Source organism: Amycolatopsis dongchuanensis (genome assembly GCF_039542405.1).
GTDB lineage: Bacteria > Actinomycetota > Actinomycetes > Mycobacteriales > Pseudonocardiaceae > Amycolatopsis_E > Amycolatopsis_E sacchari.
Genome location: NZ_BAABIB010000002.1, coordinates 44446 through 54374, shown reverse-complemented (window position 1 = coordinate 54374; position 9929 = coordinate 44446). Strand labels below are relative to the sequence as shown.

10 protein-coding genes and 1 riboswitch are annotated in these 9929 nt (G+C 70.0%); of the genes, 4 read left to right on the top strand and 6 right to left on the bottom strand.

The features are described from left to right. Positions 1–62: 62 nt before the first annotated feature. From ABFX51_RS00260 to ABFX51_RS00250, 3 genes are all read right to left on the bottom strand, one after another. Positions 63–1211 carry a Fic family protein gene (locus ABFX51_RS00260; protein ID WP_091513683.1) on the bottom strand — a complete coding sequence of 383 codons (1149 nt, stop codon included), beginning with the start codon at positions 1209–1211 and terminating at the stop codon, positions 63–65. A gap of 558 nt (positions 1212–1769) precedes the next feature. After that, a complete protein-coding gene (locus tag ABFX51_RS00255) occupies positions 1770–2003 on the bottom strand; it encodes a hypothetical protein (protein ID WP_346051273.1) in 234 nt (77 codons plus the stop codon). 63 nt (positions 2004–2066) lie between these two features. Beyond that, positions 2067–2357, bottom strand: coding sequence for a 4a-hydroxytetrahydrobiopterin dehydratase (locus ABFX51_RS00250; RefSeq protein ID WP_091513687.1), 291 nt, complete (start codon positions 2355–2357; stop codon positions 2067–2069). A gap of 32 nt (positions 2358–2389) precedes the next feature. Further along, positions 2390–2503: riboswitch (TPP riboswitch) on the top strand. Positions 2504–2525: 22 nt separating this feature from the next. On the opposite strand from ABFX51_RS00250, the gene ABFX51_RS00245 reads away from it, so the two are divergent. From ABFX51_RS00245 to ABFX51_RS00230, 4 genes are read left to right on the top strand one after another with little or no spacing between them, the layout of a single operon-like run. Beyond that, a complete protein-coding gene (locus ABFX51_RS00245; protein ID WP_346051272.1) occupies positions 2526–3575 on the top strand; it encodes a thiamine ABC transporter substrate-binding protein in 1050 nt (349 codons plus the stop codon). Further along, positions 3572–5167 (top strand): ABC transporter permease, encoded by a 1596-nt coding sequence (locus ABFX51_RS00240; RefSeq protein ID WP_346051271.1) that lies wholly within the window; start codon positions 3572–3574, stop codon positions 5165–5167. The genes ABFX51_RS00245 and ABFX51_RS00240 overlap by 4 nt, the downstream gene beginning before the upstream one ends. Next, entirely contained in the window at positions 5167–6186 is a 1020-nt protein-coding gene (locus ABFX51_RS00235) for an ABC transporter ATP-binding protein (protein WP_346051269.1), read from the top strand. The genes ABFX51_RS00240 and ABFX51_RS00235 overlap by 1 nt, the downstream gene beginning before the upstream one ends. Continuing rightward, entirely contained in the window at positions 6183–7001 is an 819-nt protein-coding gene (locus ABFX51_RS00230) for an inositol monophosphatase family protein (RefSeq protein WP_091513696.1), read from the top strand. The genes ABFX51_RS00235 and ABFX51_RS00230 overlap by 4 nt, the downstream gene beginning before the upstream one ends. Here the strand turns inward: ABFX51_RS00230 and ABFX51_RS00225 are convergent. Genes ABFX51_RS00225 through ABFX51_RS00215 form a run of 3 tightly spaced genes read right to left on the bottom strand, consistent with a single transcriptional unit; the run spans position 6982 to position 9877 of the window. Continuing rightward, positions 6982–7836: an ABC transporter permease subunit gene (locus ABFX51_RS00225; protein ID WP_091513698.1), complete on the bottom strand. Its 855-nt coding sequence runs from the start codon at positions 7834–7836 to the stop codon at positions 6982–6984. The genes ABFX51_RS00230 and ABFX51_RS00225 overlap by 20 nt on opposite strands. After that, positions 7833–8843, bottom strand: coding sequence for an ABC transporter ATP-binding protein (locus ABFX51_RS00220; RefSeq protein WP_091513700.1), 1011 nt, complete (start codon positions 8841–8843; stop codon positions 7833–7835). Before ABFX51_RS00220 ends, ABFX51_RS00225 begins: the two co-directional genes overlap by 4 nt. Continuing rightward, positions 8840–9877: a LolA family protein gene (locus ABFX51_RS00215; protein WP_091513703.1), complete on the bottom strand. Its 1038-nt coding sequence runs from the start codon at positions 9875–9877 to the stop codon at positions 8840–8842. The genes ABFX51_RS00220 and ABFX51_RS00215 overlap by 4 nt, the downstream gene beginning before the upstream one ends. Positions 9878–9929 lie beyond the last annotated feature (52 nt).

Below are 9929 nucleotides of genomic sequence, written 5' to 3'. Positions count from 1 at the left end.
TGCGCAGCCGCGCGTGGATTCCAACGATGCCGGGCGGATCGTTGGAGGTTGCGCACGATGGCTTAGCCGACGATCTGATATATGTCTTCGGCAAGCCAGAAAATTCGACCACCTCGGCCGACGCTACCTATTTTTCTGAGAATACCCTTTTCCTCTATTGAGGTCAGTAGATTTCTTGCCCCTTGATTTGTGATGCCTAGATTGGTCTCAACCCGTTTCACGGTGACGAACGGGTTCGAGAACAAGAGATCGACCACCTCGACTGCTCGGCTTTTGGTCCCCGCGAGCATCGATCGGTACGATTCTCGAAGCTCAACCAGTCTCCCTGCTCGCTCTTCGGCGTCAGTTGCTTGACGATATACCGCAGTCAGGAAGAACTGAATCCATTCCTGGACTTCCCCTCGCTCGCGAACGGCTTGCAATCGGTCGTAGTACTCCTGCCTGTTGGTCTCCATGTATGCGCTGACATACAGTAGAGGTAGCTCAAGAACTTTCTTCTCGATAAGGAGAAGTGTTATTAGGAGCCTTCCAATGCGCCCATTTCCATCCAAAAAGGGGTGAATCGTCTCAAATTGGTAGTGCATCAAAGCGCATTTGATCAGAATTGGGAGCTTGTCGTCTTCATGTACGAAGTTTTCCCAGTCCTTCAGGTGATCTCCGAGTAGTTCTGGCAGTGGTGGCACAAAGACCGCCGTGTCGGGCGAGTCTGTGGGGGACCCGATCCAAACTGGGCTGGTTCGCAGTTCGCCCGGCCGCTTTTCTTGGCCTCGAACGCCAGACAGTAGAATGGCGTGAATTTCCCGAATCAATCGAGTGGATATCGGCAGCGATTCGAGGAGCCTAATGCCCTCGTTCAATGCTCTCTGGTAGTTGAAAACCTCAGCAATGTCATCGCTTTCGGTCGGCTCCACTGCTGCTTCAGCCTGAAGCACGTCTGAAAGCGAAGCTTCTGTTCCCTCGATTCGCGAGCTGGCCACAGCTTCTCGCCTTTGATAGGGCTGTACCAAGATGCCAGGGTTACTCAATAGTCGACCTACGCCAGAGAGTCGTCCAAGTGCCGCGTCGGCCCTCGATAGTGCCAAGACGGTGTCAAGCGACAGATCGAGATAGCGTGGCAGGTCGGCAGGCTCGAAGTACCAGAAGGCCCACTTGTCGCCGGGCTTCTTAACTGGTCGACCGAACTCGGGGGCGACAAAGCGAGCTGGATCCATGGATGCAGGGTACAACGGAAGTGCCCTCTTTGTTGGAGTTGCCCCGGCTGCACCTCCGTGGATGATTGACCCGTTCGTGAGGACGACTCACGAGCGAGGGCAAACCGCCATCGTCGCCGACATGCTCCTGCGAGTCTCGGCCCAAGGCAAAAGTCAGCGACATCACTCGGGCGCGCTCACCCCTGTTCGTCAGCCGTTCGTCAGGACAGCCATCGAGCACGGCAAACGACCACCATCGACGAGCGAGGAACACCCAGGTCAGGCCGCTAACCCGGGCGTTCCCGCAGGTCGCGATTTGTTCCGCTTCAACGTCTGAACCGGGCCGCCCCAAAAAAGAAGCCCTCCCCGCGCGCACGGGGAGGGCTCCGGAGAAGCGCTCAGCCGGCGAGGCCGAGCAGGATGACGGCCAGCAGGGTGACCGTCGTGGCGATCGCGGTGACCCAGGTGCGCTGGGCCGAGGACAGGGTGCGGTTCATGGCGATCCTGAGGGGCTGGTGCGGACGTTCCGCGCGTGGAAGCGCCTTGATCAAGACCACCGTTAACACCCTGTGACGCAAATCACTCCGTAGAGTGTCTGCTGCGGGCGGTGTACCAGAACACCGCACCCGCAGCCCCGAGCATCAACACGAACGCCAGCGACCCGACGACGACCGCGCGCGTCTCGCCCGTCGACTGGACCGGGGCGCTCTCCTGCTGCTGACGGGTGCCGGCCTCGGCCGCCTGCGCGACCCCGCCGAACAGCACCGCGAACACCACCGCCAACCCTGCAACCTTGACAAGGATCTTCGACATCGTGCGTTCCCTCCACTCCGGCAACGCACGAGGTCACTGCGGATGTTGCCGCGGTAGCGAAGATCACAGCGCGTCGACGACCCCGTCGATCTCGGCGGCGAGCGAGACGTCCTTCTCGGTCAGCCCGCCCGCGGAGTGGGTGCTGAGCCGGAACGTCACCGTGCGCCAGCGGATGTCCATGTCGGGGTGGTGGTCGACGCTCTCCGCGATCTCGGCGACCCGGTTGACCACCTGGATCGCCTGCGGGAAGCTGCCGAGCTCGGCCGTGCGCTCGAGCGCGTCCCCCTCCCGCTTCCAGTGCGGCAGCCGCGTCAGCGCGTCGGCGATCTGGTCGTCGGTCAGTAGCTCTGCCATGTCTCCATGGTGGTCCCGCGCCCGGTACGCTGCACGGTTGCCACGGGAGTCCGGGACCAGACCGGGCTGAGAGGCGGGTGCGAACCCGCGACCGTCCGAACTTGATTCCGGATAACGCCGGCGCAAGGAGGCCTGATCCCCTCCTGCCGGTGAGCACAAGGAGGGGCCATGAGAGGCAAGTGGAGCGCGGCGGTCGTGCTCGGCCTGACCGCCGTACTCACCACCGGCTGCACGCTGGTGGGCGGCGGCTCGAACGACGACGCCGGCGCGACCGTCACGCTCGTCACGCACGATTCGTTCGCCGCCCCGCAGCAGGTGCTCGACGCGTTCCAGCAGCAGACCGGCATCAAGATCGCCGTGCTGAAGAAGGGTGACGCCGGCGCGCTCACGAACTCGCTCGTGCTGACGAAGGCGAACCCGATCGGCGACGTCGCGTACGGCATCGACTCGACCTTCGCCTCGCGGGCGCTCAGCGAGGGCATCTTCGAGTCGTACACGAGCCCCGAGGCCGATCGTGGGCCGCAGCGCTACGCGGTCGACAGCGAGCACCGGATGTCGGCCGTGGACCTCGGTGACGTGTGCCTGAACGTCGACACGAACTGGTTCACCGAGCGGAACCTCCCGGCGCCCACGGGCTACGACGACCTCACCGACCCGCGGTACAAGGACCTGCTGGTGGTGGAGAACCCCGCGACGTCCTCGCCGGGCCTGGCGTTCCTGCTGGGCACCATCGCCAAGTACGGCGAGCAGGGCTGGCAGGCCTACTGGCAGAAGCTCAAGGACAACGGCGTGCAGTCGGTCAGCGGCTGGGAGGAGGCCTACGGGCAGGACTTCTCCGGCTCCTCCGGCAAGGGCCCGCGGCCCATCGTCGTCTCCTACGCCTCCTCGCCGGCCGCCGAGATCGGTGACGACGGCAAGCCGCGCACCAAGGCACTGCTCGACACCTGCTACCGGCAGGTCGAGTACGCCGGGGTGCTGGCGGGCACGAAGCAGGCCGACAAGGCGCACAAGGTGATCGACTTCCTGCTGTCGCAGCAGTTCCAGGCGACGGTGGCGGACAGCATGTACGTCTACCCGGCGCGTGACGGCGTGGCGCTGCCGAAGGCGTGGGCGGACGCCGCGCCGCTGCCGCGCGACTCCGCGAGCCTGCCCGCCGACCAGGTGCAGAGCGGGCGTGAGCGGTGGATCGGGCAGTGGCGGTCGTTGCTCGGCCAGTGAGCCGCGCCGGCCTGGGGCTGCTGGCCCTGGTGCCGCTCGGGTTCCTGGTCGTCTTCTTCGCCTGGCCGGTGCTGGCGATCCTGCGCCGCGGGTTCGCCGACGGCGGCGTGGGTGCCGCGCTCGTGGCGGGCGAGACGTGGCGGCTGGCCGGGTTCACCGTCGCGCAGGCGGCCGGCTCGACCGTGCTCGCGGTGGTCGCCGGGATGCCGCTGGCCTTCGTGCTCGCGCGGGTGCGGCTGCCGGGCGTCGGGCTCGTCCGCACGCTCGTGCTGGTGCCGTTCGTGCTGCCGACCGTCGTGGTGGGGCTCGCCTTCCGCGCGCTGTGGCCCGACGGCGGGGTGCTCTCGATCGTGCTCGCCAACGCGTTCTTCAACGTCGCCGTCGTCGCGCGGACGGTGGGCGGGCTGTGGGCGCATCTCGACTCGCGGGCCGAGGACGCGGCACGTTCGCTGGGGGCCTCGCGGGCGAGGGCCTTCCGCTCGGTGACCCTGCCCGCGCTACTGCCCGCGATCACCTCCGCGGCGGCGGTGGTGTTCCTGTTCTGCGCCACCAGTTTCGGCGTGGTGCTCGTGCTCGGCGGCGGCCGGTTCCGCACGCTGGAGACCGAGATCTACCTGCGCACCGAGAACCTGCTCGACCTGACCGGCGCCGCCGCGTTGTCCCTGGTGCAGATCGCAGCGGTGCTCGCCGCGCTGCTGCTCGGGGCCGCGGCCCGGCGCCGCCGGGAGACCGCGCTCAAACTCCGCGCCCGTGGGGAAACCGCGCGGCGCCCGACGGGCGGCGAGTGGTGGGTCGTCGGTGCCGCGGGCGTGGTGCTCGCGTTGCTGCTGACCCCGATCGTCGCGCTGCTGCTGCGTTCGGTGTCCACTGAGGACGGTTGGAGCCTCGCGGGCTACCGCGCGCTGGCCACCACCGGCAACGACGGCACGTTGCAGATCTCCGGCTGGGGTGCGGCGGTGAACTCGCTGCTCACCGCGACCGACGCGACCGTGCTGGCCCTGCTCGTCGGGGTGTCCGCCGCGGTACTGGTCGTGGCGCTGCGCCGGGCGCCCGGTCGCCTCCAGCACGGGCTCGCGGAGGGCATGGACGCGGCGTTGATGCTGCCGCTCGGCGTGTCCGCGGTGACCGTCGGGTTCGGCTACCTCATCACGCTCGACGCGCTGCCGGGCGACCTGCGGACCTCGCCGATCCTCGTGCCGCTCGCGCAGGCGCTCGTGGTGATCCCGCTCGTCGTGCGGATGGTGCTGCCGGTGTTGCGGTCGATCGACGACCGGCTGCGCCAGGCCGCGGCGACCCTCGGCGCGGGCCCGCCGCGGGTTTGGCGGGAGATCGACGTGCCGCTCGCGATCCGGTCCGTGGTCGCGGCGGCGGGCTTCGGGTACGTCGTCGCGCTCGGCGAGTTCGGCGCGACGAGCTTCCTCGCCCGGCCGCAGACACCGACGTTGCCGGTGGCGATCGCGTCGCTCATCGCGCGGCCGGGCGAGCTGAACAACCAGATGGCCTACGCCGCCTGCGCGCTGCTGATGCTCGTGACAGCGGCCGCCGTGGTCGTGATCGACCGGATCGGCTCCGGCCGGGTGGGAGAGTTCTGATGTCGTTGTCGGTGCACGGCCTGACTGTCCGCTACGGCTCGTTCACGGCGGTGCGGAACGCCGAGCTGGACATCGCCGACGGCGAGGTGCTCGCGCTGCTCGGCCCCTCCGGTTCGGGCAAGTCCACGCTGCTGCGCGCCATCACCGGGCTGGAGCCGCTCACCGCGGGCAGCGTCCGGTGGGACGGCGAGGACCTCGCCCGCGTGCCGGTGCACGAGCGCGGGTTCGGGCTGGTGTTCCAGGACGGGCAGCTGTTCCCGCACCGGGACGTCGCGGGCAACATCGCGTTCGGGCTGAGGATGCGCAGGATGCCGGCTAAGGACCGCGAGGACCGCGTCAGGCAGCTGCTGGAACTCGTGGGCTTGAGCGGGTACGAGCGGCGTCGCGTGACGGAGCTGTCCGGCGGTGAAGCGCAACGGGTCGCGCTGGCGCGGGCACTCGCGCCCGAACCCCGCCTGCTGCTGTTGGACGAGCCACTGTCCGGTTTGGACGCCGGTCTGCGCGAGCAGCTCGCCGTTGACCTCGCCGAGGTGCTGCGCAACGCCAAGATCCCCGCGCTGCTCGTCACGCACGACCAGGAGGAGGCGTTCACGCTCGCCGACCGCGTGGCCGTGTTGCGGGCGGGCGAGATCCGGCAGGTGGGCGCGGTCCGCGAGGTGTGGCGACGCCCCGCCGACGACGAGACCGCCGCCTTCCTCGGCGTGACGACGTTCTTCGACGGAACCGCCGAAGACGGCGTGATCCGGTTCCCGCTGGGCGAGTTCACCCGCGACGAGCCGGACGGCCCGGTCCGGATCGGGCTGCGCCCGCACGCCCTGCGCGTCGCGGAGCACGGCATCGCAGGCGAGGTCCTCACGAGGGTGCACCGGCGGGACCACGTGCGCCTGCGGGTCCGGACCGGGCACGGGGTGGTGGACGCCGTCGCCCCGGTGGACGCCGAACTCCACCCGGGTGACGGAATCCGGCTTGAGCTGGATGATCAAGGGGTAGTCCTGCGGCCGACGAAAGGGAACGCATGATCCACTGGCCGGTGCCCGAACCCGAGATCCCCGCCGGGACCCACCCCGCGCTCGCCGCCGTCGCCCGCGCGGCGGTGGCCGCCTTCCGCGACGCCCGCGGCCGGTTCGACCGCACGCAGCTCGCCGAGAAGGTCGACATGGGCGCCGACGGCACTCCCACCACGAGGCTCGACCAGCTGGTCGACACCGCGGTCGCGGAGACGGTGGACGCGCACCGGGTCAACCTGATCAGCGAGGAGATCGGGGTCATCGACAACGGCTCGGCCGTCACGCTCGTGGTCGACCCCGTCGACGGCACGTCGAACGCCGTGGCGGGGGTGCCGTTCTCGGCGTTCGCCGGCGTGGTCGCGGTGGACGGCGAGGCCGTCGAGTCGCTGACCACGTGGCTCGACACCGGGCGCAGCTGGCACGCGAAGGCCGGGGAGACGCTGCCGTACCGGACGACCGGCCGCCGCGAGCTGGACGGCGCCGCGGTGAGCCTGCTGCGGCCGCACCCGAAGAGCGAGGACGCGTGGCTTCGGGTCAGCCGCCGTGCCGGGCGGGTGCGGGTGTTGTCCAGCAGCTGCCTCGAAGCCGCGCTCGTCGCGGAGGGCTCGCTGGACGCTTTCGCCGACCCCGGCTCGGACACCCACCGGATCATGGACATCGCCGCCGCGGCCGTGTTGCTGCCCGCCGCCGGCGGAGCCCTGATCGACGCCTACGGCCGTCCCGTCGAGATCGACCCGGACCTCAGCCGCCGCTGGTCCGGGATCGCCGCGGCGACCCCGGACCTCGCGGAGGAGCTGGCCGAGGAGATCAACCGTCCTTCGTCGTGATCCGGGCGTACGCCAGCGCCAGCCCGACCACGACGTAGGAGGCGGCGCGGAGCGCGCCCTCGCCGAGCGCCGCGGTCGGCATCGGGTCCCGCAGCACGTCGGCCAGCGCGTCCCAGGACTTCGGCAGCAGGAACGGGTGCAGCCAGTCCACAGCGGACAGCAGGAGCAGCACGTTCGACACGATCGTGCCCGCCAGCACCGACACCACGACGAGCATCGGGTGCTCGGTGCACGCCGAGATCGCCAGCGCCACCGCGCCGACCGCCCACAGCTGCAGCGTCACCCAGCCGACGGCGATCGCGATCTTGCCCAGCGCCGCGCCGAAGGACAACGTGGTACCGGACAACGTGAACAGCGAGCCGGTGCCGTTGAGCACCAGCCCCGCGACCACGGCGACCACGGCCATCAGCGCCACCGAGGCGAGGGTGAACGTCGCCACGCCGAGCGCCTTGACCGCCAGCAGACGACCACGGCTGACCGGCGCGAGCAGCCAGCCGCGCAGCGTGCCGTTCGCCAGCTCGCCCGCGATCGCGTCACCCGCCGACATCGCGGTGGTGAGCGGCAGCAACAGGGTGAGCGTCATGGTGAGGATGGCGATCGGCAGCACGAACGCGTTGGCCGCCGCCGTGGTGAACAGGGCCTCGGGCCCGCCGCCACCGTCACCCGACCCGCCGATCCGGAGCGCGATCGCGACGATCACCGGGATCAACGCGAGTAGCCCGAGCACGATGAGCGTGCGTGGCCGCCGGAAGATCCAGCGCAGTTCCGCCAGGTACAGGCGCGGCAGCGGCACCGCCGTGCGCTGCACGGGCGCTGTCAGTGTCGCGGTCGTCATGCGCTCACCTCGTCCACATCGGACAGTCCGTCCGGCTCTGCCTCGTCCTGCGTGAGCCGGGCGAACAGGTCCTCCAGGCCCGTGCGCTCCCGCCGCACCTCGTGCACCGCGACCCCGCCCCGCACGAGCGCCTCGACCACCTGCGGCGCCGCCACGGCCGTGAGGTCCGCCCGGACGCCGTCCGGCACGAGTTTGCCGGGAATCCGGTGCTCCCGCAGGGTTTCCAGCGCGAGGTCACCGTCCGGTGTGGACACCACGAGGCCCGGGCTGCCGGACTCCAGCAGGTCGTCGAGCTCGCCCTGCGCCACCACCGTCCCGTCGTGCAGGACCGCCACGTGCGTGCACGTCGCCTCCACCTCGGCCAGCAGGTGCGACGACACCAGCACGGTCACGCCGTCGGCGTGCAGCTCGCCGATGATCCGCCGGATCTCCCGGGTGCCCGCCGGGTCGAGGCCGTTCGTCGGCTCGTCCAGCACCACCATCCGCCGCGGCACGAGCAGCGCCCCGGCGAGGCCGAGCCGCTGCTTCATGCCCAGCGAGTAGCCGCGGTACCGGCGGTGCGCCGCCGCGGCGAGCCCGACCCGCTCCAGCGCGTTCTCGACGGCCTTCGGGATGTCCGAAGTGGACAGGCGTGGTTCCGCCGCCGCGAGGCGCCGCAGGTTCTCCCTGCCCGACAGGAACGGGTGGAAGCCAGGCCCCTCGACGAGGGCGCCGACGTCCGGCAGCGCGTGCGCCGACTCGTCCGGCATGCGCCTGCCCAGCAGTTCCACCTCGCCCTCGGTCGGGCGGACCAGGCCGAGCAGCATCCGGATCGTGGTGGTCTTGCCGGACCCGTTCGGGCCCAGCATCCCCAGCACCGCCCCCGCGGGCACGTCCAGATCGACCTGGTCCACCGCGACCGTGCTCCGGTACACCTTGCGCAACCCCCTGGTCCGCGCCGCGAGTGCCGGAGCCGGGGCGGACGTGGACACGCCCGCCCCGAGCTCGAGTTCCGGGGACGTCGTCACTTCGCGCTCAGCGCGTCGATCAGCGTCTGCTCGGTGACCGCACCGGCGGCGAACCGCCCGTCGGCCGTGACCAGCGCGCTACCGGCCTTGGTGCTGATCAGCCAGCCGTTGCCGAAGGCGCCGCTGACCGGCTTGCCGAACTGGCTCAGCAGCTTCCGCGGGTCCACCTGCCTGCCGCCGCCCTGCTTCGGCGCGAGCGCCTCGGCCGGGTACGTGCCGGTGACGACGGTGTCCCAGCCGTCGCCCACGACCTTCAGGTCGCCGGCGGCCTCGTGCTGCTCGGGCTTCGCCTGCCGCTCGGTGACCTTCGCCCCCTGCGGCGGGGTGAACTGGAACTCGCTCGCCGGCTGCGGGGTGAACTCGATGTCGCTGAACGCCACCTGCAGCGCCGGGTCGGCCGAGCCGTACGTCATCACGGCGAGCCGGAGCGGCACGCGCTTCTCGGCGTCGACCGCGACGCGGACCTCGCGCAACACCGTGTGCTCAGTCGGCTTCGGCGTCAGCACCAGCTCGTACGCGGCCCGGCCCGCGACGCGCGCGGTGCCCTCCACGGTCACCGTGCTGCTCTCGCGCACCTTCGCCAGCAGCTGCGTGGCCGCGGCCGCCGGATCGCTCTGCACCCCGGGAGGCGCCTCGTGCTCGGTCGCCGTCGTCTTGGTGACGGAGTTGTCCTTCGAGCTGTACTGCCACACCGTCGTGCCGTTGCGGATGATGGTCGTGTCGGCGGTGCCCTGCTCGATCGACAGCTTGCTGTTGCCGTTGCCGTCGTTGTAGACGTGCGCCGCGTCCACGTTCACGCTCACACCCCCGGGCAGCGTGGACGTCGGCAGGCCGAGGTTGTTGTCCACCCGCACGGTGCCGTCCAGCGCGGGCGTCTTCGTCGCCAGCACCGACTGCACCAGCTCCTCGGCACTGATCGACGGCAGCACGGGTGCCTCGCCCGCGCTCGCCGGCATGGCCAGCCAGGCGAGCCCGGCCGCGCCGAGCGCCGAACCGGTGACAGCCGCCGTGATGGCCTTCGTCTTCGGTCGCATCGTGATCTCTCCCTGGTCGTGGCGAGCACCAGTGTGCTCCGTCCCCGCCGCA

What these genes read in the sequence shown, in the direction of transcription:
- ABFX51_RS00235 (WP_346051269.1), top strand. Translation starts at nt 5,167, where the DNA reads ATGTCGTTGTCGGTGCACGGCCTGACTGTCCGCTACGGCTCGTTCACG.
- ABFX51_RS00215 (WP_091513703.1), bottom strand. Translation starts at nt 9,877, where the DNA reads ATGCGACCGAAGACGAAGGCCATCACGGCGGCTGTCACCGGTTCGGCG.
- ABFX51_RS00260 (WP_091513683.1), bottom strand. Translation starts at nt 1,211, where the DNA reads ATGGATCCAGCTCGCTTTGTCGCCCCCGAGTTCGGTCGACCAGTTAAG.
- ABFX51_RS00250 (WP_091513687.1), bottom strand. Translation starts at nt 2,357, where the DNA reads ATGGCAGAGCTACTGACCGACGACCAGATCGCCGACGCGCTGACGCGG.
- ABFX51_RS00255 (WP_346051273.1), bottom strand. Translation starts at nt 2,003, where the DNA reads ATGTCGAAGATCCTTGTCAAGGTTGCAGGGTTGGCGGTGGTGTTCGCG.
- ABFX51_RS00225 (WP_091513698.1), bottom strand. Translation starts at nt 7,836, where the DNA reads ATGACGACCGCGACACTGACAGCGCCCGTGCAGCGCACGGCGGTGCCG.
- ABFX51_RS00230 (WP_091513696.1), top strand. Translation starts at nt 6,183, where the DNA reads ATGATCCACTGGCCGGTGCCCGAACCCGAGATCCCCGCCGGGACCCAC.
- ABFX51_RS00245 (WP_346051272.1), top strand. Translation starts at nt 2,526, where the DNA reads ATGAGAGGCAAGTGGAGCGCGGCGGTCGTGCTCGGCCTGACCGCCGTA.